Origin of the sequence: Propionivibrio sp. (genome assembly GCF_016790145.1) — a bacterium.
In the GTDB taxonomy this organism is placed as follows: Bacteria; Pseudomonadota; Gammaproteobacteria; order Burkholderiales; family Rhodocyclaceae; genus Propionivibrio.
Genome location: NZ_JAEUOI010000168.1, coordinates 18316 through 45178 on the forward strand (window position 1 = coordinate 18316; position 26863 = coordinate 45178).

Here is a 26863-nt window from a genome sequence, read left to right on the forward strand (position 1 = left end):
TTTGTCGGCAAACTGAAAATCCACCGCGTTGAATGCGCTACGCGGCCCCCGCATCGGAGTCCTGGCCCATGTTGCGGCGCGCGCGCCGCAACACCAGCAATCCGACCAGTGCAAGAAGCGGAACCGCAGCACCGATGACCAGATCGGGCGAGATCGGCACACCGAGGGTCTTCAGCGCCTTGGCGCCATAGCCCAGCAATCCCGTCAGGTAGTAAACGATGGCGGCCAGCGACAGCCCCTCGACGGTCTGCTGCAGCTTGAGCTGGAGTGCGGCGCGGCGCGCGGTAGCGGCCAGCAGTTCCTGATTCTGGCGTTCGCGAACGATGTTCACCCGCGTCGATAACAGGCTGCTGGCCTGTGCCACCCGGTCCGACAGGTCGCCCAGCCGCTGCGATACCGTGGCGCAGGTGGCCATGGCCGGGCTCAGCCGCCGGGTCATGAACTCGTCGAAATTCTGCAGGCCGCGGATTGGCTGTTCACGCAATTCGCCAATGCGGGTGGTGATCAGCGCATGGTAGGCGCGGCTGGCACCAAAGCGAAACTGGCTGGCAGCCAGCGCACTTTCAACCTCGGTAGCCAGCGCCGTCAACCGATGCAGCAAATCCTCGTCCTCGCTGGCGTCGCGGGCAATGCGTTCGATCAACCCGACCAGCGTACGCTCGATCGTCATCAGCCGCGGCCACAGCTCACGCGCTATCGGCAGCGCCAGCAGTGCCATCATGCGGTAGGCCTCGATCTCGAACAGCCGCTGCAGCATCCGGCCGGCCGAGCGCGCGGTCATGTCCCTGTCCTGGAGCAGAAAGCGGGCAAAGCCGTCGTCATGGATCACGAAATCGGTGAACGCCAGTCCGGCGCCGTCACCGATGCGCGAACCGACCACCATGTTCTGTCCGAAATGGGTAGACAACTGTTCGGTCGTGGGTATTGCTGCGGCGCCGTCAGGCTGCACATTGGCCACCACCAGTTTGGCGTGGGCGGCGAATACTGTCTGCCCCGGCACTGAGGCCAGCCAGCCCGGCGGCAGCAGCGCGGCCACCGGCTCGCTGAAGGGCTTGGGGCTAAGCCCGTCAGAAAAAAAGGTGTAGCTCGAAAACTCGCCATGCCGCTCCCACTTCAGGCGCAGCACACCCAGCGCGGCTGACCAGTGCGTGGCGTGCTCGGCCGGCGGTTCCATCCCCTGGCTGGCGCACAGTGCGGCGATGTGCGCCAACTCGGCATCCAGTGCCTCGGCATCGATGCGCACCGCTACATAGGTGGCCCGGCATGGAGCCGAGAGCGGCTCCGGCACCCGCGCCAGAACCTCGGCGGCGAGCAAGGCGCGTTGCGGATGGTCGGGCGGCAACAGCGTTGCCGGCAGGGGAAGGGAACTCAAGTGGACCTCCGGGTTAGGACGTATTCGTTACGTGGTCAAGTCCGGCAGGCTGCTAGCGTAGCCAGCCCTTTTTCCTGAAGAACCAGAATGGAACGACAACGGAAACGAACATCAGCACCAATGAAAACGGGTAGCCATACTCCCAGTCAAGCTCGGGTAAGCTTTTGAAGTTCATGCCGTAAATGCTGGCGATCAGTGTCGGCGGCAGCATGGCGACCGAGGCCACGGAAAAGATCTTGATGATCTTGTTCTGGTTGATGTTGATGAAACCGACCGTGGCATCCATCAGGAAGTTGATTTTCCCGAACAGGAACGAGGTGTGCCCGTCGAGCGATTCGATGTCGCGCAGAATCTGCCGTGCATCTTCCAGTTGATCGGCATTGAGGAACTTGCCACGGGTCAGGAAGGAAACCGCGCGCCGGGTGTCGTGAACGTTGCGCCGGATACGCCCGTTAAGGTCTTCCTCGCGGGCGATGTCGGCCAGAATCTTGGCCGCTTCCGTGTCGGTGACTTCGGTTCCCAGCACATGCTTGCTGACATCCTCGAGTGCCGCATAAACATCCTCAAGCGCATCGGCCGAATATTCGGCATCGGCGGCATAAAGGTCGAGCAGAACATCCTTGCCGTCGGTCACGTATCCGGGTTGGGTACGGGCACGCAAACGCTGCAGGCGGAAGACCGGCAGTTCTTCTGTGCGCACGGTGAACAGGATATCGCGGTGCAGAATCAGGGCCACCGCCACGTTGCGTGACCCTTCTTTGGTGTCGAGCAGGAAGTCGGAGTGCAGGTGAATTTCACTGTTGTCCTCGACGTAGAAACGCGCGCTCGCCTCGAGGTCGGTCAGGTTGCTCGGATTCGGAAGCTGGACATCGAAAAACCGGCCAACCCACACCCGAATCTCCGGCGTCGGTGCCACCAGATCGACCCAGATCGGCTTCAGGCTTTTCAGGTCGTAGGGGGTATGGACGCTGATCTGGCTGAGCCGGCCATTACGCAACTCGAAGGCACTGACCGTGGTTTTTTCGTTGCGGTAATGACTGTCGCCGATCAGGTCCTGGCGCACTTCGTCAGAGAGAATTTCAAGGATCGATTCGCCGCGTTCCTCGCGTACCTCGTACCAGACCAGCAGGCGATCTTCAGGCGCCAGCGCTTCTATGATCCCGGCAATCTCGACCAGAGGGATGCGCTCAAGCAGGGAGCGCAGACCAGCCAGATGTTGCTTGTGTACCACGCCTTCCACAAGATCATGGCGCGGCATATCCTGACGATGGACGAGATCCTCCACCAGCTTGTGCTTGGCAAGCATGGCTTTCACATGGCCCAGATTATCCAGGACTTTTTCTTCACTCATCGCGCAGATTTCCCACGGTGTTGCAGTGCGTCAAACAGACGGGGATTTTAGCACGCTGCAGCGAAGTGACCGAAGTCAAAAACACATTAACCCTACATCCAGTGCAGCACATCCGATGCAGGGGAGTGCACAGCTTGCCGGGACAGGCTGCTAGGCTTTGAAAGATCTGGATGGCCTGCTGTGGGTCTTGCTCAGGGAACCTGTGCAGACGGCATGCGGCCCAGAATCACTTCGGCTTTCCTGGCCAATCCCGGTGCGCTGCGGTTACGGTCATAAAAGCGCGGACTCGGCACCATGCCGGCCAGTCTCGCCGCCTGTTCGGCGGAGAGTTGTGCCGCGCTGATGCCGAAATAGTGCCGCGCTGCCGCTTCGGCGCCGAACACGCCGTTACCCCATTCGATGACGTTAAGATAGACCTCGAAGATGCGCTGCTTGCTCCACACGGCTTCGAGCATGAGCGTGATGATGGCTTCCTCGGCCTTGCGCCAGGGGGTTTTCGAAGGCGTCAGGAAAAGGTTTTTGGCCAGTTGCTGCGAGATGGTCGAGCCACCGGCAACGATCTTGCCCTTCTTCTGGTTTTTCTCGATGGCTTTCTGGATGCCGTCCCAGTCAAATCCTTCGTGATGGATAAACAGCCCGTCTTCCGAGACGATGAGGGCGCGCTTCAGGTGATTCGAGATTTTTCCATAGCTGACCCACTGCTTTTGAAGCTGTGCCTTAGGGTCTTTGGCCTGCAATTCTACAAGCCGGATTTCCATGAAACGCGTGCTCTCGGGGTTCACCCAATTCCACCACAGCACCCAGCCAAACAACCACAACTGGTAAAGCAGCAGAAGGCCAAACAGGCCGAGGAGCAGCCGTTTTAGCCAGAGCACAGGCAATGGCAGGGCCGGTCTCACGCGCCGCTGTTCCTTAGCATGGCGAGCACGGGAGCAACGTCCGGACGCACACCGCGCCAGACATGAAAGGCTTCAGCGGCCTGTTCGACGAGCATGCCCAACCCGTCGGCGAGTTGCGCTGCCCCCTGCGCTCGGGCGAACGCCAGGAAGGGGGTGTCCTCGCGGCCATACATCATCTCGTAGGCCAGGCTACCGGCAGCAAAGAGGCCGGGGGGCAGGGGCGGCAAGGCATCGCCCAGGCTCGCGGAAGTTGCGTTGATAACGATGTCGAAGGACTGGCCGGCCAGTTCGGAGAAGCTACATCCGGTAACGGCACCGAGCGGGGCAAAGTGCCCGGCCAGTGCATGCGCCCTGGCTGCCGTGCGGTTGGCGATGACCAGCGCGGCTGGCCGTGCCTCGAGCAATGGGCCGCTGACGCCACGCGCCGCACCTCCCGCACCGAGCAGCAGAATGCGCCTGGCCAGCAACGGGCAGCGCAGATTGAGCGCAATGTCAAGCAACAAGCCGGCGCCGTCGGTGTTGTCGCCGACGATTTCGGCGTTGCCAAAAACCAGCGTATTGACCGCGCCGGCCAGCTCGGCGCGCGCAGTGCGGCGGCTCACCAGTTGCCAGGCTTGTTCCTTGAACGGCACAGTGACATTGGCACCGCGCCCACCGGCCGCGACGAAGGCGTGTACGCTGGCGGCAAAGCCGTCGAGCGGTGCAAGGATGGCCGAGTAACTGATGTCCTCGCCGGTCTGGCGAGCAAAGGCGGCGTGGATCAGCGGCGATTTGCTGTGGCCGATGGGGTTGCCGAAAACGCAGTAGCGATCAGTCATGGTCGAGGCTTCAGCGCGCTTTGGTCTCAAGCTGATTGTTGCTGGTGAAATTCCAGTTGCGGGTGATGACCAGAATGTCGGTGTCTTGTCGAATGTCCGATGGGAATGCGGCGTAGGGGCCGGCCATGGTGACGATGCGTCGCGCCGCATCGTCTAGAATCCGGTGGCCGGACGAACGGTTGATCTCGACCTTGTCGACAGTGCCGTCGCTCTTGATGGTCACCGACAGAACCAGCGCGCCATAGAGTTTGCCTTTGGCCGCTTCCGGGTAATTTAGCGTACCGACGCGTTCGACCTTCAAACGCCAGTCTTCGATGTATTGGGCAAAGCGATATTCGTCGGTGCGCGTGCCGATGAACTTCTTGCGTGGCCGCTTGTTGTATTCATCGCTATCCCGGGCGATTTCGCCTTCGAGGCGCGCCATCTCCAGTGCGCTGTTCGCCAGGTCACGGCCACTCACGCTTCGGGTGGGTTCCGGCTGCGCATCCGCGCCGTTTCTCTGGGCCAGCGTTCCTTTGCTGTGTGTTTGCGTCAGCAATCGCTGCTGCTGTGCTTCGAGCGCCTGTACGCGCTTTTCCGCCTGTTCCAGTTCGCTACCGCTCTGCTGCTTGTCCGAGGGCGGCAATGGTGTCCTGGTGCGCCGGTTCTCGTCGGTGTTGCCGCCGCCGTCGAGGTTGGCTTGCGCCAGCGCCTGGGCGTTGGTGGGCTTGCGCGCCGACTTGCTGTTGACCAGGATGATATCCAGTCCCCGATCCTGAAAGGCGCGTGAGGCCTCAGGGAATTTGAAGTGAAGAGACAACAGCGCCGCGTGGAGAAACAGCGAGACGCCGATCGCCAACCAAAGGGTGCGCTCGCTGGTCGATGGAGCCGACGATTGGCGGTCAGCGCGGCTCACGTCAGTCGATTGCCTCCAGCGCTTCGTCACTTTCGCTGGCGGCGTCAGCCGTCACCGCCAGATCGAGCGTCTCGATGAAGCGGCAACCCAGATCGAGCGTCAGGTAATCGAGCGTTTCGATCGACAGACGGAGGCGTTGGCCCGTTTTCAGTTCGGGTGCGGACGGCACGCGCTGCAGCAGCGGCAGGTGGTCGAGCTTGGCCAGATTGTCGCGCCGGAGGGTGGCGTCGATGGTGAGCACTTGCTCCTGGCGCAACCAGCGCAGACACCAGTAACGTTCCATGCCGCGCTGGAATTCGGCGTAGGCGCCGTAGGTCAGGTCGAAGTCGCGCAGGGCGGCGAACAGGGCGTCCGATTTGGCCTTGAAGTGCGGTGTCTCGCCGTTCAGGCAAGCGATCAGTTGCCACTGGTTGAGCAGGTCCACGTAGCGGCGCAAGGGCGAGGACGACCAGGCGTACTGGGCAACACCCAGCCCTTCGTGCGGCTGTGGCGAGGTCGTCATGCGCACCTTGCCGCCGGACTGGGCGCGGTAGATCGCCGCTATGCCTTTCTCGGCGAGCAGGCCGCCCCAGGTGCTGTTGGCGACGATCATCAGTTCGGCGACCAGCTTGTCGAGCGGGCTGCCGCGCCGGCGTTCGCTGATGCCTACCCGGCAGTTTTCGGCATCGGCCAGATCGCCTTCGATGGCGAAGTTGTAGTCGTTGTTGCCGTGCATCGCCGAGGGTTTGCCGCGCCGGCCTTCGCAGGCATTGGCCAGGTGCCAGAGCGTTTTGAGTTCATCACGAAACGGGAGTTGGGGCAAGCTCGCAGGCAGACCGGCGGCCAGCGTCTGTTCGTTGAACAGCGGCTCGATATCGTGGTGGCGCAGGTTGGCGACGATAGGAACCAGTTCGATCCGCGATTCGTGCGCCACGATCTCGAATTCGGGCGACACCGTCAGGTAAAGCGAGACGGCCGGGCAATCGCGACCGGCCGACAGCGTGAAGTTTTCGACTGCCGCCGCCGGCAGCATGGTGATCTTGCTGCCCGGCATGTACACGGTGGATAGCCGTTCGCGCGCCATGGCATCGAGCGGTGAACCGGGGGCAAATCCCAGAGCGGGCGCCGCGATGTGGATACCCACACGCCAGCCCAGCCCGGGTAGCGTTTGCAGCGAGAAGGCATCGTCAATCTCGGTGGTCGCCGCATCGTCGATCGAGAAGGCCTGAACACTGGCGCGTGGCAAGCCGGGGGGTGGCACAGGGGTCTCGGTAGCCGGAAATTCGGTGCCGCGCGGGAAATATTCGAGCAGAAACCGCTGTACGTGGTAATCGTACGCTGAACGGATGGCGCCGCATTTGTCCAGCAGGTGCACGGCGGAGAGCCCGGTCTCGGTGCAGGCGGCTTCCAGCGCCCTGGTTTCGAAGCGATTGCGGTCGGGCTTGTAAAGCAGTTGATTGAGCAGCGGCGGAAACTCCGGCGGCAGCGTAAAGGTCTTGAGTTCACCGACCATGCGCTTGATGGCTAGCGCTTGCTGACGCTTCTTTTCAAGACCGGCCAGAGCCGCTGCGAGAATGTCTGGAGGGGCCTTGCGGAAACGCCCCTTGCCCTTGCGATGGAAGTAGATGGGCGCTGAATGCAGGGCCAGCAGGAGCGCAGACGCTTCGAGCGAAGTCGCCTTGTGCCCCGAGCCTCCGAAGTAGTCGTCGGCAAAATCAGAAAAAGAAAATTCGCCATCGCCCGCACACTCCCAAAGAAATTCCGTTTCGATAGCCTCGGCCATGGATTCGGCACGACTCAACAACTCCCCCGGCGCCGGTTCCTTGTAACGCAAGAGAACATTGGCCGACTTGATCTTGGCGCGCTTGCCGGAGGCCGTCTCGACCTGCAACGAAGCTTCGTTGTCGGTCAGTATGGTGGCGGTTTTGAAGGCGCCGTCTTCTTCAAACAGAACATGCATCGGAAGGATTATAACCCGCAAAATTCAAGCAGTTGCGGCAACAAATCCGGAAAACAGGTGAAGCTGTGATCGCCGCCCGCCCGCACCTGCAGGCGGCAACCGGCGTAGCGCGCCAGCGCCAGCCGGTAGTCGAGCACTTCGTCGCCGGTTTCGACCAGCAGCAGGTAGCGTTCTGGCGTGATTATCGGTAAATCAAGTGCGCGCAACTGCTCGACGTGTTCGGCAGTAAATTCGAAGGTTTCGCTGGTGTACAGGTTGGTCTGGGTGCCGATGAATTCGCTGAACGAGATCGGCGCGATGACCACGGGGTTGATCAGCACCGCCCGCAGGTCATGCTTTTCGGCCAGACAGGTGGCATAAAAGCCGCCGAGCGAGCTACCGACCAGCGTCAGCGGACGGGCCTGTGCGCCGATGATCGCCTCGGCCTGCGCGATGGCCTCATGCGGGACGGGTGAAAGTGCCGGGCAGAAAAACCGCTCGCCGTGTCCGCGCGCACTCATCGTGTCGGCCAGAATCCGGGCTTTCCACGACGCCGGCGACGAGCAGAAGCCGTGCAGATAGAGAATGCTGGCGCTCAAGGATTTGACCAGGCAATCAGATCCAGTTTCCAGGTCGCCAGCACCACGAAGCCGAAGGCGATGCGGTACCAGGCGAAAATGCTGAAGTCATGCGTGCTGATGTAACGCAACAGTCCGCGCACCGCCCAGAAAGCCGAAATGAAGGCCGCGACAAAGCCGACCACCCACATGCCGATGTCGTCGAAGGAGAGTAGCGCCCGCTCCTTGTAGACTTGGTAGAAGGTCGCCGCGATCAATGTCGGTATAGCAAGAAAGAACGAAAACTCGGTCGCTGCGCGACGCGACAGGCCAAAGAACAAGCCGCCGATGATCGTCGCTCCCGAACGCGAGGTGCCGGGAATCAGCGCCAGTGCTTGCGCCAGGCCAAGCTTCATGGCGTCGAGCAGCGACAGTTCGTCGAGCGACTCGATGCGTATGCGATGCTCGCGGCGTTCGGCCCAGAGAATGATCAGCCCACCGACGATGAATGCCGTCGCCACGACCGGGGCGTTGAACAGATAGGCCTTGATGGTTTTGCCGAAGAGCAGGCCGAGAATGGCCAGCGGCATGAAAGCGACAGCGATGTTGAGCGCAAAACGCTGCGCTGCCCGCTCACGCGGCAGGCCGAGAACGACTTCGGCGATCTTCCCCCGGTACTCCCAGCAGACGGCGAGAATGGCGCCCGACTGGATGACGATCTCGAACAGCTTGCCGCGCTCGTCATTGAAATCGAGCAGATCGCCGGCAAGGATCAGGTGGCCGGTCGAAGAAACCGGCAGGAATTCGGTCACACCCTCGACGAGGCCGAGAATGAGGGCTTTGAGCAGGAGCATGGGATCCACGGAGCACTTCCAGACAAAAGGCGCATTCTATCAGCCTGACACGGAAAGAAGGCTCGGGCAAAAGCGGCAGCAGGGAAAAAAGACGCAGGGCTGGCGGGGGGATTTAACTTCAGCGCAATACAGGAATGGTGCGGCAATGGTTGACATCGGCCAGCCGCAAAGCAAGTATAGGCAAGGATCACAGAAGCCAGCAGGATCCCTCTGATCCCAGGCGAAGAATCACCAATTTTTCCAACGAATGCCGAAATGAAATTCGAATACGCAGATCAAGTTCTGGCCGCCCTGATCCCTCTGGGACTGACGGTAATCTTTCACGGACTGGGCATGGATGTGGTGCGTCGATGTTACAAACGTTTCCGGGCGGACTTGCTCGACAGTCGGCGCATCGGGTTGCGCACATTTTTCATGATCGCCATCGTCGCCATCATGCTCGTGACACACTTTTTCGGTGTGGTCATCTGGGCCGGGTTTTACTTTCTGGCCGGCATTATCGCGAGTGCGCAGGATGCCATGCTGTATTCGATGCTCAGCTACACCACCATTGGCGCTCCCCACGAATTACGCGGGCACTGGACTGGTTTCGGCGGCTTCGAGGCGATGACCGGCATGCTGATGTTCGGCTGGTCAACGGCGGTGCTCGCCACCTTGTCGCAGAAGATTCACTCTATTGACTAGCGATGAAGTGAGCCAGTGCGCTTACGGGTTTCCCGTCGTGGCTTTTCAAAACGCGAACTGCGCGAACTTCTGGCCGGTGGCGGCCAGCACGCCAAGCCAGGCCGGGCTGTTCAGGTCAAGCTGTTTCTTGTGCCGGGTGAGCAGTTCGATCGGCACATGGGTGAAGGTGTCGTGCTGGAGTCCGATGACCAGGCCGGTCTTACCAGCCATTGCCGCGTGCACGGCGTTGCGCGCGAAGAAGTCGCAGAGGATGGCATCTTCGGCGCTGGCCGGAACGCTGCGGATCATGTAGCTCGGGTCAAAGTAGCGCAAGGCAAAAGGAATGTCCTCGGCCTTGAAATAGTCGTCAATGCGCTCACAAAGGAAGTGGCCGATGTCCTTGGACTTGAGGTTGCCCGAGGCATCGTACTGCTCACCCCCGGCTTCCAGCAGATGCTGGCCGGCCCCCTCGGCAACGAGAATCACCGCATGCGCGCGCTTGACCACGCGCCGCTTGAGCGCGGCCAGGAAGCCGTCCTCGCCTTCGAGTACGAAGGGCACTTCAGGCACCAGCGTGAAATTGACGTCCTGGCTGGCAATCGTTGCGCCGGCGGCGATGAAACCGGCATGACGCCCCATGATCTTGACCAGCGAGATGCCGTTGTGCACGCTGTGCGCTTCGGTATGCGCGCAGTTGATCGCCTTCGCCGCTTCCTCGACGGCCGTGACGTAGCCAAAGGTGCGCGAGACGAATGCGACGTCGTTGTCGATGGTCTTCGGGACCCCAACCACGGCCAGCGCGTGACCGCGCAATTTGGCTTCCTGATAGATCGCCTCGCCGCCACGCTGGGTGCCGTCGCCGCCGATGACGAAAAGCATGTTGATTTTGCGCCGGATCAGGTTGTCCACCGCGACGCTGACATCGACCGGCCCGCGCGAAGTATTCAGTTCGGTGCCGCCTTCCTTGTGGATATCCTCGACGAACTGCGGGGTCAGCGGGATCGGCTCGGAACCGCGCCAGGGATCGAGGCCCTGATAGCCGTTCATGAAGCCAAGGATTTCTCGCACACCATAGCCGTGATGCAGTTCAAGAACGAGCGAACGGATGACGTTGTTCAGTCCGGGACACAAGCCGCCGCAGGTGACGATGCCGGCGCGCGTTTCCTTCGGGTCGAAAAAAAGGTGTTCGCGAGGACCGGCGACCTCAAACAGAAGCTCCTCTTTCGGCGGCGCATCGGGATCGACGATGACGTTGAAAAGAACGCGCGCCTTGTCGCTCACGTAGAAGGGAAGCGGCGAGGGAAAACGGGCTTCGCCAAGAACGGTTATATTCATGATGGGTTATCCGGGGGGCAGGGTTTTCGGGCAAAGCCGAAGTATCCTCGACACGGCTGGCCTGGTCAAACCCGGCAGACTGTGGTGTGAACATGAAACGTATTGAAGCGCTTTCAACGCAGAGTTCGCCGAGGCGCAGAGAACGCCGAGAAAATCATTGTCGTCACTCTTGATGCAGGCTTTGCGCTGTTCCTATAGTCTCGTGTGGCTATTAATATAATGGGCTATCCGGATACTGTCATTGATATGCTGATAGCGCGATGCGGCTCACAAGCAGTTGAACGCCGATCATTTTCTGAAACATTGTCGGGCAAGAATCGACCTCAAACGGCCAGCAGGGTTATGAATTGCCGAATGTCGGTAACATGCGCCGAAGCAGTCGCTGCTCGACGAGCACGATACAAGGTGCGCCACTTTGTATCGTGCTCCTCAGTGTGCGTGATTCCGGTGATGGGCATCGGGAAAGTGAGCGTGGGCATGAAGTAGCGGGGCGTGCCTGTGAGGGTGCGTGTGCTTTGTACCCGAGGCTACAGGAAAATCATGAGCGTGCTGATGATGCTCATCGTGCTCGTGTTCATGGCTATGCTCCATTACCTCATGGGTGTGCTTATGCTCGTGTCGCTCGGTTAGGTGCAGCCAGATGCCAATCGCCATCAGGGCGGCGGCAACTGTCAGTCGAAGGGTCAGCGGTTCTCCGCTAGCAAGCGCAATGAGCGCGCCAAAGAAGGGCGCCACTGAAAAGTAAGCACCTGAACGAGCGGTGCCCAGATGGCGCATGCCGACGACAAACAAAACCAGACTGACCCCGTAAGCGAGCAATCCAACCCCCATGGCTGCTGCCGTGGTGGGCCAATCAGGCAGACGGTCGCCAAGGGCAAAGGCGAGTACGAGATTCACGCTACCGGCAGCCATGCCTTTTACCGCGGCAATCCATGTTGCGTCGGTTAGAGAGACCTTGCGCGTCAGATTGTTGTCGATGCCCCAGGCCAGGCAAGCCCCCAGTATCGCCAAGGCAGGCAGCGTACCGGCAAACTTCGCCTCTCCCGGCCAACTTAGCACCACAGCACCTGCGGCAATGGCGGCCATGCCGAACGCAATGCGGTGGTCAAAGTTTTCTTTGAAGACCATCCAGGCCAGCAATGCTGTGAAAACACCCTCTGCATTCAACAGCAGGGCTGCACCTGATGCCGGCATGCCTGTTAGACCAAACATCAGGAGGACCGGGCCAACCACCCCGCCTGTAAGGATGGCCCCAGCCAACCAGCCAGTTTCCCCTCGAGAAAGAAGGACAGGTGCGGCACGAGTGAGCACGCGCCACAGTGTCAGACCAATACCAGAGCCGAGGTAGAACAGTCCTGCCAAAAGCCAGGGATCGACATCGCGCAACAGCATTTTCGCCAGCGGCGTGCTGGCGCCAAAGAGCAGTGCTGCACCGAGCGCCGCAACTACCCCTGAGCTGAACATTTGAGTTTTACCGTTCATCGATGCCTGCCATAGTGGAGACAGGATACCCCCTGTGTGACTGAATGACAGCCACCGGGAGCGAAGCGGTTGCCAATGATTCCCTATTCTGAGTGTCATCAATGACAGGAACGGGCCGTTTGGCAACAACCAGAACCTTCACCATAAGTCAATGACTCCTTCTGTTGCGCTGCACATTAGTAAATTCAATCACTGAATCCGGTAACCGATAATACGCCGCATCTCCTGATGTTGAGTGATCAGGCTGCTTTCCCTTGCGCCTTTGAACGGTAAAATGGGAACCTATGAAAACGAGGAAACGATTCGCCCTGACCCTCGCGCTGGCCTTGCTGAATGGCGCTGCGCTGGCCGAATGGGTCGAGATTGAAAAATTCGAGGATGGAATACGGGTGTTTGTCGAACGCTCGAGCGTTCGCAGAAGCGGCGATACGGCAAAGCTTGAACACCTCGTACGCTGGAGTGAACCACAGAGAGATGAGGGCTTGCCGGCGTACCTGTCGACAACCGTACGCACGGCTTACGATTGCATCGGCAAGCGGGAAAAATACCTTTCATCGACGTCCTACGCCGGTTCGATGGGCAACGGTGCCAAAGTGGTCGCGGATAACAACGAGGCGCAAGGCTGGTATTCGATCTCCGAGTCGTCCATGGAAGATAAACTCTGGAAGATCGCCTGCGGGCTGAAGTAACGTCAGGCCCTGCGGCATGAGGAAAGTTCGAGGCCTCGTTCTTTTCCGGTACGGCGCTGCTGTGCTAAGGTAATAACCTCTCGAAAAACAATTCCACCTTGAGGACAATGCAATGTCGAAAGATAGACCCACCATAGGAACCGACGGACTCGCCTTGCCCATCCTGCCGCCGGAACGCGATCCGCGCGTCTGGGCGCGCCTGTGCCGGATCATGTTCTACACCCCAGGTTTCCTGGCCCTGCTGCTGCTCAAGGTCGGCGAACCGACGGGTTTTGGCATCTCGGTGGAACTGCTGATGCTGGGCAGCATGTCGGCCATTGTCGGCGGACTTTATATCGGCACGCAGTCGGAAAGTGCCGGGGCCGACCATTCGTCGCGCATCGGCACCTGGTGCGGGTCGCTGGTGCTCGAGTTACTCGCCGTGGTACCGATCCTCTGTGCGGTACCCTCGCTGTTCCATGAGCTGGCCAACAGCAAGCTGCTGCATGCCTTGACCCCTGGCGCCGTGGACATCTCGCTGGGCGCCTCCGAACTGTTGCCGGCGGTAGCGATCCTGCCCTTCATGCTCTATCAGCTCGCCGGCTTCGGCACCCTGCACTACATCGTGTCCAGGCCGATGAACTGGGCCATCAACATCGGCATTCTGGGCTTGATCATCGCCAGCACGGTGGCTAACCGCCAGGGCGCGTTCGGCGTCGAAAAGGCGCTGGTAGGCGTGCTGGTCATCGCCATGGTGATTACCCTGTTCTACGGCGTGCTCAAGCTGCGCCAGATGCAAACCCTCTACGACGCAAACTCCCCGCCGAAAGCGGCCAAGTAGCCGGCCTGTTGCCGTTTCCGACCGCCGCAAGACGGCGCACCGGCAGACGTAAAAAAGCCACCCGTACGTGAGGGTGGCTTTTTTTGACCCATCCTCCGGATCAGCCGATCTTGAAGGCCAGCGAATCGCAGCCGGAGTTCAGCGCCACGCTGACTGGTTGCTGGAATGCCGAAGTACCCCACAACTGGCGCGGGCCGGGCGAAGAGAAGAGGTCGTCGGCCGACCAGTCGGCACGCCGCGAGACGAAGTACTTCATCGCGGCGGAATCCATCTTGACCAGCGCCTTCTCGATCACGAACTCGTCCTGGCCATGGCGGCGCTCGATGTTGAGCAGTCCGGTGAGCGGGATCGCCTGCGGTTTGCCGCCGCGGGTCAGGTCGGTCACCGTGGCCATGTAACCGGTGCGGCCGTCAAGGATCAGCGAGCCGGCGGTGAGGCCGAGGTTGTAGGTGTAGGCGGCGTCGAACAGCGTCGGCGCACCGCAGCGGCCTTCGTAACCGAGGAAGTGGCAGTGTGCATCGAACGGTACCTTGGCATCGATCTGCTTGACGCGTGCCTTGACCATATCGACCAGCAACTGTTCGGTCGGGATCAGCGAAACCTGCAGGTTGCCGTGCGAGTCGCGGTCGGCAAGCAGCATCCTGACCACATACGCCGGCAGCGAAGCCAGCAGCTTGCCATTGTCGGCGGAAAGCTTGCCCTGGATGAAGGCTGCCTTGGCGTCGTCGGCTTGCGCGGCAAACTCGGCCACATTGTGCGCCAGCGCGTCGTTGAGTTCGGCGATCAGGGCGTTCATCTCGGGGATGAACTCGATCAGGCCTTCGGGGATCAGCACCACGCCGTGGTTCATGCCCTTCTTCGCGCGCAGCACCACGACCTGGGCGATCTGCTCGACGATTGACGCCAGCGATTGTTTTTTCTCGGCCACTTCTTCCGAAATGATGGTGACCGCCGGCTTGGTTTGCAGCGCCACTTCGATGGTCACGTGCGAGGCCGAGCGGCCCATCAGTTTGATGAAGTGCCAGTACTTGAGCGACGAGCGGGTGTCCTGCAGGATATTGCCGACCATTTCGCTGTAGATCTTGGTCGCAGTATCGTAGCCGAAGGAGATCGGCAGCAAGTCGCCAATCTGCAGGTCGCCGTCGATGGTCTTCGGCACACCGATCACCTGCACGCCGGAGCCGTCGGCCTTGACGCCGGTGAACAGGAATTCGGCGAGCACGGCGGCGTTGGTATTCGAGTCGTCGCCGCCGATGACGACGATGGCATCGAGGTTATGCTTGATGCAGGTCGTCTTGACGTCGGCGAACTGCGCGTCGGTCTTGATCTTGGTGCGGTCGGTGCCGAGGAAGTCGAAGCCGCCGGTATTGATGATGGTGTCGACATCGGCATCGGTGATCTCGAACAGGTTGCCGAGCAGCAGGCCCTTGGGGCCGGGTTTGACACCAAACAGGGTGTTGCCCTTGCCGAGCACGCGCTTGATGCCGCACACCACATTGTGGCCGCCGGACGCGGGGCCGCCGGAGAACAGTACGGCAACGCGCTTGCCCTGCGCCGCCTTGGCATTGCTGCCGGAAGAAGAAAGAACGACATTGCCCGAAGCTTTGACCGAATTCGGGAAGCTCCTGGCGACGCTGTCGCTGTCCTTGGTACTCAATACGCGCGAACTGTTCGCGAAGCTGACCGCTTGCGGCTGTGTAGCTGAGCCGAAGGCGGCGCAAACGGGGAGCGGCAACTGGCGCACGGCCGATTCGAAAATCGAATGGTGCGCTTCCATTTTCTGTAACTGTTCTGTCAGAGTGCTCATGGTTTGATCCTTATTAGAAAAAAGAGCTGCAAAACTGCGCTGTCACCCATCTGACAGGGCGCTCGCGGCGTGCCTGAAGCGCTATCACCTTTTGATCGCGCCGATCATCGAAAATCGGTGTGATTCTACCTCAATCACTGTTGTGGTGTAGTAGTCAGTCAGGCCGTCAGTATGGCGGCCCGGCGCAAGGCGCGAGAACGAGGATCCCCGGTTCTTCTCGCAGCAGGCCGGCTACAAGACGGGTTACGAGGTCAGGGAATTGGAGCGTGCAGCAGAGCTGCTGTCAGTAGTTCGAGATGTACTGCGCCGGCGCCAAGGCAATCGGAAACAGCGGTTTCGAGAGCAGCGCCCGTGCCGAGGCTTCGGTGACCGAGATGCAGGCGCCATATTGCGGATCGCCGCCCCTGGCCTGGAAGCGCTGCACGGCGGTGACGATGCCGACCAGCCGCCCCTCATTATCGAGCAGCGGGCCGCCGGATGAGCCGGGGCGGCAATAGTTGGTGGTGATCAGGAATGTTTCACCGCTCCGTTCGACCGGGGCGCGGAACGATCCCTCCGACCACATGATGTCGCTCGAACCTCCGGGGTGGCCAAAAGTGTACACCGTGTCGCCCTGGCGCAACGCAGCCCAACTGCCCCAGGCAATGCTGTCGCTACCTGCTCCCGGCGCCAGCAGCAGGCAAGCGTCCTCGTCATCGAGCCGAGCGTACTTTTCCACTGTGCTGACTTTGTCGGTCATGCCGTTGATGACCACCAGTCCGTTGGTGGCGCCGCCAGCCAGTACGTGGCAGTTGGTAAGAATGCGATCCGGGCCGATCAATACCCCCGATCCGGAACGATTGCGCTGACGGATGGCGAATACTGACCATGCAACATAGCGGGCATCGAATCCCGGAGGTTTGACACCGCGCGATTGCATGACCGTTGTTGTCGCCAGCGTCGGTGCGGCAGAAACTGTAAGTTCGCGGCTGACGATTGCAGCAGGAGCCTCATTGGGCGTTATCGCTTCGACGGCTGTGCGTATTGACGGGGGCGTTTCTCCGGCACTGGCCTCCGCTGCCGGCCGGTTAGCGACGCCTGGCGTCACCATCTTCAGTACAGGCTTCTTGTTGAACCAGAATAGACCGGCAGTGCAGGCAACGACGAGGGCCAGAATGAGCCCATTCCTGGCGTACGAATTCCGCTGCGGAGCCACATCGTATTCGCTGACGATGGTTTCGCTACGCGCAAGCTGCTGTTCCAGCGTGCTGTCGTAGGCGGCGCGCCTTACCGGGTGGCGCAAGGTGTCGTAGGCTACGCGGACGAGAGAGAGCGCATCGGTATTCCCCTGCAGTGCTTGCTTGCGCTCATGGAAGGCCGCCTCGATGGCGTCGGCAGTGGCCTCCGGTGTAATGCCGAGGGCGGCGTAGAGAGTATTCGGGCTGTTCATGTCTCAGCTCAGTGCGGTGCTCGGAATAGTCGAATTGTAGTATGCCGCGCCCGAACTTGGCGCCTGGTCTGCGCTGCACGGAGAAAGCAAGGGGTCGGCTGCGGAATGTCGGCGCGGGGGCAGTGTTTGAGGCTGTGGGTGTCAGCCGATGTGCCCAGGCGTTGCCGAATCGACAAAGCGACGGGGCATGCAGGTATACTCACGCCCTCTTCTTTTTTCCGTTCGACCCAACGCATGACAATCCTTGCTTCGGCTTTCGGCCGATGGCGCAAATGGCAACCCACCCTGCGTGTCGAAACGCTGGCCCTGATCGCCAGCCTGTACTTCTCGCTGGCCTGCAACGGGCTGTTCTGGAAGTCCACGCTCGCCGGACGTTCATTCACTCAGGCAGATACCTGGCTATTTGCCGCCTGCCTTTTAGTCGCGCTAACGGCGCTTCACTTTACCCTGCTGTGCCTCGCCCTCAACCGGTGGACGGCAAAGCCCCTGCTTGGACTGCTGATCGTGGTCACCGCCTTTGCGGCGTATTACATGAGCACCTTCACCGTATTCCTCGATCCGAGCATGCTGCGCAATGTGTTGCGCACCGATGTCAAGGAAGCGGGCGAATTGTTCAGTTTCGGCATGTTGCCGCATCTGTTTTTTTATGCGCTGCTGCCCCTGCTGCTGCTGTTCAGGATACGTCTGCGCCTTGATTCCTTCCGGCGCGCCGTGCTGGTACGTCTCCTTTCGATTTCTCTCGCCCTGCTTGTCGGTGCGGGATCCCTGCTGCTGATCTTCAAGGACGTGGCACCGCTGATGCGCAACAACAAGGAGATTCGCTACCTCATTACGCCGGGTAATTATCTCTACTCGCTGGCGCGGGTGCTTGGTGCTGATGCCAGCGCGGCCACCCGCCCGCGCGAACCGGTCGGCCTCGATGCGGTGAAGGCCGAGAGCTGGCAACAACGGAAAAAGCCGGTGCTCTTCGTTATCGTGGTCGGCGAGACGGCGCGAGCCGCCAACTGGGGTTTGTCGGGCTACGCACGGCAGACTACGCCGGAACTGGCGCAGCTCGATGTGATCAACTTCACTCAGGTGACAAGCTGTGGAACCAACACGGAGGTTTCGCTGCCCTGCATGTTCTCGGTTTACGGGCGACGCAAGTACGACGATGACAAGATCCGCAACAGCGAGTCGCTGCTCAACATACTTGATCGAGTCGGCATGAAGGTCATCTGGCGGGACAATCAGTCCGGTTGCAAGGGAGTCTGTACGGGGGTTGAGGAACACAAGCTTGGAAACTCCACAGTGCCGGAATGGTGCGACGGGGATCGCTGCCTCGACGAAATCCTTCTGCACGGTCTCGACAGCATCCTGGCCGATAGCAAAGGCAATCTGGTATTGGTATTGCACCAGCTCGGCAACCACGGACCCGCCTACTTCAAGCGCTACCCGCCGGCTTTCCGCAAGTTCGAGCCGGTTTGTGAAACAGCCGATCTGGCCAAATGTTCGCGTGAGGCGGTGGTCAATACCTACGACAACGCCTTGCTCTATACCGATCACATGCTGGCGCAGACGATCGCCTTCCTCAAGCGGCAGGACGGCAAATTCGACACGGCAATGATCTATCTCTCCGACCACGGCGAGTCGCTCGGAGAAAACGGGCTGTATCTGCACGGCGTGCCCTACTCGATTGCGCCGAAGGTGCAGATCGAGGTGCCCATGGTGATGTGGTTCTCGCCCGGTTTTGCAGCGAGTTTTTCGCTTGACAAGGCTTGCCTGAAACAGCGTTCCGGCTTGCCTGCATCGCACGACAATCTGTTTCATACGGTGCTCGGCCTGCTTGATGTGCGCACCGGGGTTTACGAGCGTTCAATGGATCTGTCGGCGACTTGCCGACCTTGATAATCAATAAAGGAGTAATCATGATCAAAGCATTCCTGGTGCTTGCCGTACTTTGCCTTTCCACACTGACGGCGCGTGCCGAGATCATCAACATCGACAATGCCGAGCTGGCGCGGCTGGCGGCCAGTGGTGTTCCGGTGATCGATATCCGTACTGAAGGCGAATGGAAGGAAACCGGGGTGATTGCCGGTAGCCGGCTGCTCACCTTCTTTAACGAGAACGGGCGAAGCAATCCGCCGCAATGGCTGGAGAAGCTCAAGCCGATCGCCAAACCCGAGCAGCCGGTGATTCTGGTCTGCCGCAGTGGAAACCGCACCAGAGCCGCAGCGCAGTTCCTCGCGGAACAAGCCGGCTATAAGACGGTTTACAACGTCAGCCAGGGGATCAAGGCGTGGGCCGGCGACGCTCGGCCATTGGTTCCGCCGTCTACTTCGATGGCGGTTTGCGCACCGGGGACGCGCTGCTGAAAATTATCCTGGGGAAACGCAAATATGCCGTCACACCGGCGCACGTCCAGACGTGTTCAAGCCATAGGCCCTTTCACCTTCGGGGCAGAAGCCGGTATCCAGTGTCTTGACTTTTCAACGCCTTGATCGCTCCGCCGCCGCGCAGATCGCGTCGGCGAAGGCCCCGCTCAGAGCCACCGGAAAATCATGCCCCATTCCCTCGATCACCCGCATCTGTGAATCCGGAATATTTTTGGCCACATCCTCGCCGCAAGCCAGTTGAATCAGCGGATCGTTGCGGCCATGGACGACGACGCTCGGGCAGGTGATCGTTCTCAGCAGCGGGCGAAGATCGCCGCTGGCGAGAAGGGCAGCGAGCTGCCGGGCGACGCCCTGAGGGTAGAAGCCGTGATCGAATTCCTCGCCGAACATTTGCTGCAAGTCGGCCAGGGGCGTGGGGTAGTCCGGGCTGGCAACCGCCAGGTGACGGGTGATGGCGTCGGCGACGATGCTTGCCCGATCGCGGGAAGCGGGGAGCGGGGCGAAGAGTGACATGGCGGCGGCCGCCGTCGGTGGCGGCAGCAGCGGGTTGCCGCTGGTTGACATGATGCTGGTCAGCGAGAGTGTTCGCTGCGGGTAACGGGCGGCGATGGTCTGGGCAATGGATGCCCCCATCGAGGCGCCGACCAGATGCGCCTGATCGATTCTCAGCGCATCAAGCAGGCCGACGCTGTCGGCGGCCATCGTCTCCAGGGTGTAGGGCAGGGCAGACAGCAAGCCACCGCGCAGGGCGGCACCGATGTCGGGCAAGGGCAGGCCGTCGCAGAGCGTCGAGCGGCCACAGTCGCGATTGTCGAAGCGGAGGACACGAAAGCCGCGTTCAACCAGCAGATCGCAGAGTTCGCTGTTCCAGCGCGTCAGTTGAGCGCCCAGCCCCATGATCAAAAGAATAGCCGGGGCGCTGGCGGCTCCGAAGGAGTCGTAGTGAAGTTCTATCGAGTTGGCAGCTATACGTGGCATCGGCGATCCAGGAGTCAGGGAGTCAGGAAATCAGGGTTGAAAGTTCGGCGACGGCAACGCGCAGGTCACCGACGACAATGCGGCAGGGTATCGCCAGCATCAGATTGAGCGGAAGTCCGAAATTCTCGATGAGCTGGCCATTGGCATCGAGCGGCCTATCGGCATCGCCATCGCCCACTTTGTCTATCTGCCTGCGGCCATCTCTGAGGTAGCCGATCACGGGGAGGCCTTGGGCGACAGCAAAACCGACCTCAAAGCAGGTGCCCGAATCCGGCTCGTCGCCGCGAAAGGGGTTCAGATTGGCCAGCACCGCATCGGCCGAGCGGATCATCCTGATGTTGGCCTGGTAGATGCCGCTGGCCGTGACTTCCTCGCCATCGAGGGGAATCAGCGCCTGATGGCCGTGCCTGTCAAGAAGATCGCGCACCGATTCTGCCCAGATCGCAGCGTCCGCGCGGAAGATATCATGCCCGGCAATATAGACACGCATCAGTCCGCCCGCTCGAACGGCGTGCGCCTGACCGACGGTTCGACGCGTTCCCGAATTTCCTTGTTTGCCTTGATCAGATCGGAGAGTGTCATGGCGTGGATTTTACCCCAGGGGGCGTCAAATCCTTCACAAGCACCGAAGGGTAATCATATGAATGCATCTGTCATTTTTTCGAGGCTCCACAGAGCCTTTCTTATCCAGAAACCGTCGTCCCGGCGAAAGCCGGGACCCAGGATCGCCATCTCTTTGGCGACAAGGTGATTCGCGCCGTGGCGAAAACTCTGAAGGCCAGCATGAAAGGGTAGGATACAGCGGCCCGCCATGGCGGCGAGACATTTTTCGTTCCGCTTCCCGAGACAAGGTTTGACGGTGCACGTGCGGTGGCTTAAAAAGCCAGCTTGACGATTGAAGCAAGCCGGGTTCGTCACGCCGACAATAATCAGGAAATAGCCCGGATCGCGGTATCGCTCGGGGTTGCCGCGTATCGCCCCGATGAAACGGCCGGCGAGTTTATCGAACGCGTGGACAACGCCCTCTACGTCTCTAAAAAACAAGGGGCGCAATGGCGTGACGCTGGACACCGCCGTGACCGGCCACAGGCTTGGACACCCGGCTGTCGGGAGCACTCAGTCCGTGCAATCCTGAGCGCCGAAGCTGCGCGAGAAGCCCCCGCTCCCTCCCGCACTGGCCGGGATGATGCACATCATGATCGACAGTGAATCCCTGGCCCGACGGATGTCGGGAGGAAACGCTGAAAATGGTGACGCGCGGTCAATCACGCTTTTGATATAGGCAATCTCCGCCGCCTGATCGCCCGAGCGAAGCACGCGGTAGCTTTTCAGCGAGCCGTCAGAATTCAGCGAAATCTCCACCAGCGCCTTGCGCGATCCGCGGACTCTCGGTTCATTCTTGACGAAGGCCGCACTCCGGTTCATCTTGCGCACGAAGGCGTCAAAATACATTTCCAGACTGTACGGCTCGACGACTTTGCCACTGGCTTCCGGCCGGCCCAGAGCCTCGTCTTCACCCTCCTTTGGCCCCAGCTTGCCCAACTCCCTTGCCATGGCCAGAGCCCGTTGCGATAGATTGCGCGGGTCTGGCGCTCTGGCCTCGGCCGCCAGCTCGTTAAGGAATTTATTCATGTCTGCCCGCTCGGCATTCGACCACGTGCGATTCGCCCAGACCCCGGAGGGGGCACTCAACTTGCGCGGTTCAGAGGGTTTCCCTGACGATGCCGCAGGTTTCCTGGGCGGGCTCTGCGCGGCGGCGGCAGTGCTTGGGGATGGCTCCACTGGCCGGGGAGTCGCCGGTCTGGTCAGGGTGGCGAAGTAACGGGGTCGCGCCGTGCCGCGCGACGTGTCGGGATTGTCTGCCAGCCAGGATGACTGGTCGGGTGGGGAGAAATTGATGAAAAGTACAGCCGCGTGCAGCAGCAGGGAAACAATGACAGCCAGCCCAAGCGAGTAGCGTACGCGCACAACGAAAAATTCCATGCCGAGTATTCTATAGATATACCCGCAACGCGTTGCTTTAAACCCGACAAGTCGATGTTTGCTCTTCGGCGGATAGGACGATAGAGTGCCAGGACGCCTACAATGATCGGCGCCAGTTCGCACTTTGCCGAACAAGATGGGCGTCAGCATACCGGCCGGCAGCGGATGCGAAGGTGTCCTCGGCACAAGGCGCCGAGGATTCAAGCGCTGTCCTAGCAACGCCTGACTTTTCCCTCGTGAGCGGTGCCTGAAAATTGACCTGACTCAGGGATTTCGGAATGAAAACAGACATTGACCGGGGTGCGGCGGACGAGGATACTTGAGGCTTAAACGTTGACATTCCAGTCCTTCCAGGAGAACAAGATGAAGATAAAGCGAATCTATTTCATGGTGCCGAACGCCGACGTGGCCAGAACGATCGTGAACGAGTTGCTGTTGGCCCGCGTCGACGAGCATCACATGCACATCCTGGCCAAGGAGGGCACTGATATGCATGAGCTGCCTGAGGCCACGCTGATGCAAAAATCCGATTTCGTCCCGGCAGTCCAGCGCGGACTCGCCCTGGGGGGAGTTATCGGATCGCTGGCCGGGCTGGTTGCCATAGCGGTGGCGCCCGGTGCCGCCGTGATCGCGGGAGGCGTCCTTCTTGCCTCTGGCCTTAGTGGGGCGGGAGTCGGTGCCTGGTTGAGCGGCATGATAGGACTCAGTGTCGACAATACCCGGCACACGCAGTTCGAGGCAGCGATCGAGAAAGGCGAGATTCTGATGATGATCGACGTGCCGATATCGCGTGTCGAGGAGATCGACGAACTGGTCAAGTCGCATCACCCGGAAGCTGCACTCGAAGGCACCGACCCGTGTATTCCGGCTTTTCCGTAAGCAACGCGAGGCAGGTGGGCAGCAGGGTAAATTTGTTCTGACCGTCCACCGTGGCCCGAGGCCGGGCTTCGCGGTCTTTCCGGCACAAGCCGGAAACCAGAGTCATCTATCTGTTTAAATTGTGGACATCCGGATTTTTCGGTGGACGGGTAAGATTTTGGTTACGCATTGTGCAGTGCAAAATTGACCCATCATGTAAATGCGAGCGATGAGCTAGGTCCGAGTCCGGCCAGCAGCCAACAGTGGCGACGCATGAATTACCCACCTTTGAGCGTCGGCTTGAGTCTTGACAGCGGTCATTGCAGACACTCGCGAGAACCTAGAAAAGCCTGGGTTATTCCCTGACCATAGATTCGAAATTGTCGAGAATCTTTACACTCGCTGTCAATGCCAATGACAATCGTGTGGCCAATCAGTTGGTTACTGTTCTGGCATGTTTTGTGCTGAGTTGTTGAAATTTTATCGGATTAGAACACCATGAAAACCATTAAGAAAAGTCTTCTTTTCGTCATTGCTCTTGCGGCGAGTACTCAACTCGCCTGGGCGGCTGTCCAAACCATAGAGCCGGATGACTATGCGTCTGGCGCCGATATCGTCTATCCCGGCGTTACCTTAGAGATGAGGAACTATCAGATTCCCTTTACCATACCGGTCATGAGTATTGAACTCGGGGCTGATTATTCATCTACAGGGGTTCGCAATTTTGGCGGTGGCTTCCACAATGGACAGCAGTTCATTGCGTTATTCAACAACCCGATTTCTTTCTTCGCTATCGATGTTGTCAACGACGATCAGGGCCTCGGAACCGATTCAGCTATCTTGGCTGCATATGATAAGGATGGTATTTCGCTGGGCTACTCGGATTGGGTTACAGTACCTGCAACACCCTGGCCGGGCTTCAGAACCATCAGTATTTCTGGATCGGGAATTGCCCGTGTGGATGTCATTTCTGACGAATGGATACAACTCGATAACCTGCGGTTTAGCGTAGCGCCTTTAAGTGCCGTTCCTGAGCCCTCGCCGTTCGTACTCTTCGCAATCGGTCTAAGTGTTATGGGATTACTTTCTCGACGGAGTAAAAGCTGCGTTCCTGCACGAGTCGTATGACGGAAGAAACAGGGCGCCAACCATGACTCGAACATGTGGTTTCGAAATCCCCGCGTTGTCCGACATGCCGAAGTTTGCCACTACCCACCAAGCGGTAACCCCACCTCACAAAGCTGACGTCCGCTGCGTACGATTCTGAATGGCAACGATGGGTCGTACTGAGACATAACCAATTCAGTGCTTAAACAGGATTTCTTGAGAGAAAGTGCTGCACTGCACCTGTGCTGCGTGTCGTGTTGAGGATGCTTCCCTTAGTACGCGATTGCCGGAATCTGCTTCTATAAACAACGTCGCCCCGCTAAATCAAATTCCCATAGCACCAAATTGAATGCATCGTGCAGGCAGGCAATCATGCGGCACGAAGGATAGCGTAATGCACACTATCAAAACGCTTGGAAAAAGCGGGCAAATCTCGCTTGGCAAGGCAATGGCCGGGATGGGTTTCATTATGCAAGAACTGCCCGGAGGTGACATCGTGCTCAAACGAGCCGTTGTCGTTCCTATGAACGAAAGACTGCTTGACCCGGTAGTGCATGCGGAACTGGAGGCTGCCCGCGAGTGGCGGCGAAACAACCCGGCAAAAGCAACTGAACCAAACTCGAAATTACGGAAGAGTGAGCAACGACGATGCGGTGCTGTTAGACCTGAACGTGCCCGCGTTTGAGAAGAAACTGTTTGAGCTTGATGCCGGAGAGGTAAGGAAGGTGTTCAAGACGTTTCAGAAGCTTCAAGCGCTAACCTGGAACGAGGTCTTCCGTGACCACGGGTTGAGGTGGGAACAAGTCAAAAAAGAACCAGGTACATTCACGATTCGACTATCAAAATCGTATCGCACCGTTGTCGAACGAGAGGGCGCGTTGATGCTGTTTCAAACGCTCCACCTTGTTCACGATGGTGCCTACGGGGAAAAATAGAAATGCCACTCCGCTTTGCTCAATTGGCTTGGCGGGATACCCCATCTGAACCCTGCATGTGCCCGTCAAAGTCCTTAATTTCACTGGCTTGCGAGTGCCGGACTTCAAGGCAGCCGGTACCGACTACCATGTAAAGGCAAAGCCGAGCGTCGTTTCCAGGCTCTGCCCGCACTGTCGCCGATCCGATGAAACCGTCGCTCACGCCCAGAAGACACTCTTCATCCCTGACCTGCCTTCGCATGGCAAGGGTGTAGCGATCAAAAATCCATGCGGCTATCATCCGCCAGGAACCATGTTTTGCGCGAGTCTCCGACGGCGTTCGATAATCAGGCGGATATGCGATATGATTACCGCGACGCCGTTAATCCGGTCTGCCTCGATCTTTTCGTGAACAAAGCGCTCAAGCAGCCATCCCGACAGCGTATCAAGCTCTTCCTCGATCGCTTCCAGTTGATCGACGGGAACCGTCCTGGCCTCGCTCATCATGGCCGGCAGTCGCGCCAGATTCTTTTGTGCCATTACCTCGTCAGGACGATGCTTGCGCCAATAGCCGTTCACCCAAAGCGCGAAGGAACCCAGAATGCCACCGATGATCGATATATTGAAAAGCTGGCTCATCGCCTGGTCGAACAAACTTTCCTGAGTCCCGTCAAGGTAGGCGGCGGCTCCCGGATGCACGCGCAGAACGCCTTTTTTATCCGTGTCCGGCGCTTCAATCTGCCCCGCACCCGGCACATTATTCGCAGCAAGCTTGGCGCGCGTCGCCAGCAGCAAACGCGTCAGTTCTCCGGCGACATCGTTCAGCATGGAGTTTTTGGCCACCAGCCGAACCGTGACCGCCACCGTCGTCACGTCGTCATCGGGAATGGCCGGCACGCTCAGGAAGGCGCCCTTGGGAATTTCCAGTTCCTCATACACCGGACTTTGTGCGGCAATCTCCTTGGCCTCAAGATCGATGAATTTCGGCGGTTTTTTTGTCGCCTTGACGATGGCCTTGACCGCATCGCTTACCGCCCCCGGTCCGCCGGGGCCCATGGCGAGAACGGCAGCCACACGCTTGTTGCGCAGCGATTCCCCGATCTCGGCAGGTGCCGTCTTGACGATATCGTCGGCTTTGAGACTATAAAATTGCATCACCGTTTTGAGCAGCGGATCGTCGTCCGGCGTACCCTCAAGAACGGCAATCTTTTTCGCGACAAGGTCCTTCATCGATTTGGCGGATGAATTCGCCGGCACCATGATCACCAGAGGAATCCGTCGCAAAATAACGATCGTTCCCCCGCTGGCCGCCGCCGGGTGGTCGCTCCTGACAGCGGCCAGGTCGAACTTGCCGGTTTGAAATTCCTCGGCGCTTTGCTTGAGGCTCTCGCTTTCCTCCATAACCAGACGTACGCGGGGATGTTCCTCCGCCAACTCGCGCTTCAAAGCGGCAACGAACCTTTGCCCGGTATTGCCGACCGGCCCGGTCGCTACGCGAATGGTATATGTCGGAGAAAATAGCCAAGGGAACCAGAACCAGGTAATGGTGGCTGCAATGGCACCAACCGCGATGAATACGGCAAAGGCATAGCGATTAAACATTGAGGACATCCCTGTTCATTACCGTGAAAAAGTATGGCTGAATGGCAATAAATAACTCTCGCAGCCAGAATGGCACGATGGGCAGTTAAAGAACGAATCGGCGCGCCACCACTCTGCCAAGCACCACCCCTGGTGCCTCTAACATCAGTGAAGGTTT

Annotated in this window: 26 protein-coding genes; 9 read left to right on the plus strand and 17 right to left on the minus strand. The window is 59.5% G+C overall.

Annotation, left to right across the window (positions count from 1 at the left end; all coding sequences use genetic code 11):
* Positions 1-37 precede the first annotated feature (37 nt).
* The 8 genes from JNM42_RS13820 to JNM42_RS13855 all read right to left on the minus strand — a co-directional run bounded on the left by JNM42_RS13820 (position 38) and on the right by JNM42_RS13855 (position 8673).
* A complete protein-coding gene (locus tag JNM42_RS13820; RefSeq protein ID WP_294271093.1) occupies positions 38-1372 on the minus strand; it encodes a DUF3422 domain-containing protein in 1335 nt (444 codons plus the stop codon).
* A gap of 52 nt (positions 1373-1424) precedes the next feature.
* A complete protein-coding gene (gene corA, locus JNM42_RS13825) occupies positions 1425-2723 on the minus strand; it encodes a magnesium/cobalt transporter CorA (protein WP_294271096.1) in 1299 nt (432 codons plus the stop codon).
* 191 nt (positions 2724-2914) lie between these two features.
* The gene (gene mtgA, locus JNM42_RS13830; protein ID WP_294271171.1) at positions 2915-3604 is read right to left on the minus strand and encodes a monofunctional biosynthetic peptidoglycan transglycosylase; all 690 of its coding nucleotides are present in this window, start codon (positions 3602-3604) and stop codon (positions 2915-2917) included.
* A gap of 14 nt (positions 3605-3618) precedes the next feature.
* Positions 3619-4440 carry a shikimate dehydrogenase gene (aroE, locus tag JNM42_RS13835; protein WP_294271099.1) on the minus strand — a complete coding sequence of 274 codons (822 nt, stop codon included), beginning with the start codon at positions 4438-4440 and terminating at the stop codon, positions 3619-3621.
* 10 nt (positions 4441-4450) lie between these two features.
* On the minus strand, positions 4451-5335 hold the full coding sequence (locus tag JNM42_RS13840; RefSeq protein ID WP_294271102.1) for an energy transducer TonB: 885 nt from the start codon (positions 5333-5335) through the stop codon (positions 4451-4453).
* 1 nt (position 5336) lies between these two features.
* Positions 5337-7274, minus strand: a complete 1938-nt coding sequence (locus JNM42_RS13845) for an RNB domain-containing ribonuclease (RefSeq protein WP_294271105.1) — start codon at positions 7272-7274, stop codon at positions 5337-5339.
* An 8-nt stretch (positions 7275-7282) separates the two neighbouring features.
* On the minus strand, positions 7283-7852 hold the full coding sequence (locus JNM42_RS13850; RefSeq protein WP_294271108.1) for a YqiA/YcfP family alpha/beta fold hydrolase: 570 nt from the start codon (positions 7850-7852) through the stop codon (positions 7283-7285).
* Positions 7849-8673, minus strand: a complete 825-nt coding sequence (locus JNM42_RS13855; RefSeq protein WP_294271111.1) for an undecaprenyl-diphosphate phosphatase — start codon at positions 8671-8673, stop codon at positions 7849-7851. The genes JNM42_RS13850 and JNM42_RS13855 overlap by 4 nt, the downstream gene beginning before the upstream one ends.
* Positions 8674-8919: 246 nt before the next feature.
* Between JNM42_RS13855 and JNM42_RS13860 the strand changes: the two genes are divergently transcribed.
* Positions 8920-9348, plus strand: a complete 429-nt coding sequence (locus tag JNM42_RS13860; protein WP_294271113.1) for a hypothetical protein — start codon at positions 8920-8922, stop codon at positions 9346-9348.
* A gap of 45 nt (positions 9349-9393) precedes the next feature.
* On the opposite strand, the gene JNM42_RS13865 is transcribed toward JNM42_RS13860, so the two are convergent.
* The gene (locus JNM42_RS13865) at positions 9394-10662 is read right to left on the minus strand and encodes an ATP-dependent 6-phosphofructokinase (RefSeq protein ID WP_294271115.1); all 1269 of its coding nucleotides are present in this window, start codon (positions 10660-10662) and stop codon (positions 9394-9396) included.
* A 429-nt stretch (positions 10663-11091) separates the two neighbouring features.
* Positions 11092-12144 (minus strand): DMT family transporter, encoded by a 1053-nt coding sequence (locus tag JNM42_RS13870; RefSeq protein ID WP_294271120.1) that lies wholly within the window; start codon positions 12142-12144, stop codon positions 11092-11094.
* A 284-nt stretch (positions 12145-12428) separates the two neighbouring features.
* Between JNM42_RS13870 and JNM42_RS13875 the strand changes: the two genes are divergently transcribed.
* Positions 12429-12833, plus strand: a complete 405-nt coding sequence (locus JNM42_RS13875; protein WP_294271122.1) for a surface-adhesin E family protein — start codon at positions 12429-12431, stop codon at positions 12831-12833.
* Between the two features lie 112 nt (positions 12834-12945).
* A complete protein-coding gene (locus JNM42_RS13880) occupies positions 12946-13653 on the plus strand; it encodes a hypothetical protein (RefSeq protein ID WP_294271125.1) in 708 nt (235 codons plus the stop codon).
* Positions 13654-13753: 100 nt separating this feature from the next.
* On the opposite strand, the gene JNM42_RS13885 is transcribed toward JNM42_RS13880, so the two are convergent.
* Both JNM42_RS13885 and JNM42_RS13890 read right to left on the minus strand, forming a co-directional pair.
* Positions 13754-15460 carry a diphosphate--fructose-6-phosphate 1-phosphotransferase gene (locus JNM42_RS13885; protein WP_294271128.1) on the minus strand — a complete coding sequence of 569 codons (1707 nt, stop codon included), beginning with the start codon at positions 15458-15460 and terminating at the stop codon, positions 13754-13756.
* 283 nt (positions 15461-15743) lie between these two features.
* Positions 15744-16889: a trypsin-like peptidase domain-containing protein gene (locus JNM42_RS13890; protein WP_294271131.1), complete on the minus strand. Its 1146-nt coding sequence runs from the start codon at positions 16887-16889 to the stop codon at positions 15744-15746.
* A 234-nt stretch (positions 16890-17123) separates the two neighbouring features.
* On the opposite strand from JNM42_RS13890, the gene JNM42_RS13895 reads away from it, so the two are divergent.
* The gene (locus JNM42_RS13895) at positions 17124-18776 is read left to right on the plus strand and encodes a phosphoethanolamine--lipid A transferase (protein ID WP_294271134.1); all 1653 of its coding nucleotides are present in this window, start codon (positions 17124-17126) and stop codon (positions 18774-18776) included.
* Between the two features lie 20 nt (positions 18777-18796).
* A complete protein-coding gene (locus JNM42_RS13900; protein WP_294271137.1) occupies positions 18797-19243 on the plus strand; it encodes a rhodanese-like domain-containing protein in 447 nt (148 codons plus the stop codon).
* 114 nt (positions 19244-19357) lie between these two features.
* Here the strand turns inward: JNM42_RS13900 and JNM42_RS13905 are convergent, their stop codons facing one another.
* The 4 genes from JNM42_RS13905 to JNM42_RS13920 form a co-directional block, all read right to left on the minus strand.
* Positions 19358-20242, minus strand: a complete 885-nt coding sequence (locus tag JNM42_RS13905; RefSeq protein ID WP_294271140.1) for an alpha/beta hydrolase — start codon at positions 20240-20242, stop codon at positions 19358-19360.
* Positions 20243-20264: 22 nt separating this feature from the next.
* Complete coding sequence (locus JNM42_RS13910; RefSeq protein ID WP_294271143.1) at positions 20265-20732, minus strand: nucleoside 2-deoxyribosyltransferase; 468 nt, start codon at positions 20730-20732, stop codon at positions 20265-20267.
* Positions 20733-20878: 146 nt separating this feature from the next.
* Positions 20879-21313, minus strand: coding sequence for a hypothetical protein (locus JNM42_RS13915; protein ID WP_294271145.1), 435 nt, complete (start codon positions 21311-21313; stop codon positions 20879-20881).
* A gap of 45 nt (positions 21314-21358) precedes the next feature.
* Positions 21359-22225, minus strand: a complete 867-nt coding sequence (locus JNM42_RS13920; RefSeq protein ID WP_294271147.1) for a hypothetical protein — start codon at positions 22223-22225, stop codon at positions 21359-21361.
* Positions 22226-22588: 363 nt separating this feature from the next.
* Between JNM42_RS13920 and JNM42_RS13925 the strand changes: the two genes are divergently transcribed.
* The 4 genes from JNM42_RS13925 to JNM42_RS13940 all read left to right on the plus strand — a co-directional run bounded on the left by JNM42_RS13925 (position 22589) and on the right by JNM42_RS13940 (position 25125).
* On the plus strand, positions 22589-23104 hold the full coding sequence (locus tag JNM42_RS13925) for a DUF1269 domain-containing protein (RefSeq protein WP_294271149.1): 516 nt from the start codon (positions 22589-22591) through the stop codon (positions 23102-23104).
* 477 nt (positions 23105-23581) lie between these two features.
* On the plus strand, positions 23582-24211 hold the full coding sequence (locus JNM42_RS13930) for a PEP-CTERM sorting domain-containing protein (RefSeq protein ID WP_294271152.1): 630 nt from the start codon (positions 23582-23584) through the stop codon (positions 24209-24211).
* Between the two features lie 373 nt (positions 24212-24584).
* Positions 24585-24875, plus strand: coding sequence for a hypothetical protein (locus tag JNM42_RS13935; RefSeq protein WP_294271154.1), 291 nt, complete (start codon positions 24585-24587; stop codon positions 24873-24875).
* Positions 24826-25125, plus strand: a complete 300-nt coding sequence (locus JNM42_RS13940) for a hypothetical protein (RefSeq protein ID WP_294271157.1) — start codon at positions 24826-24828, stop codon at positions 25123-25125. Before JNM42_RS13935 ends, JNM42_RS13940 begins: the two co-directional genes overlap by 50 nt.
* 276 nt (positions 25126-25401) lie before the next feature.
* On the opposite strand, the gene JNM42_RS13945 is transcribed toward JNM42_RS13940, so the two are convergent.
* On the minus strand, positions 25402-26706 hold the full coding sequence (locus tag JNM42_RS13945; protein ID WP_294271160.1) for a TAXI family TRAP transporter solute-binding subunit: 1305 nt from the start codon (positions 26704-26706) through the stop codon (positions 25402-25404).
* Positions 26707-26863: the final 157 nt, after the last annotated feature.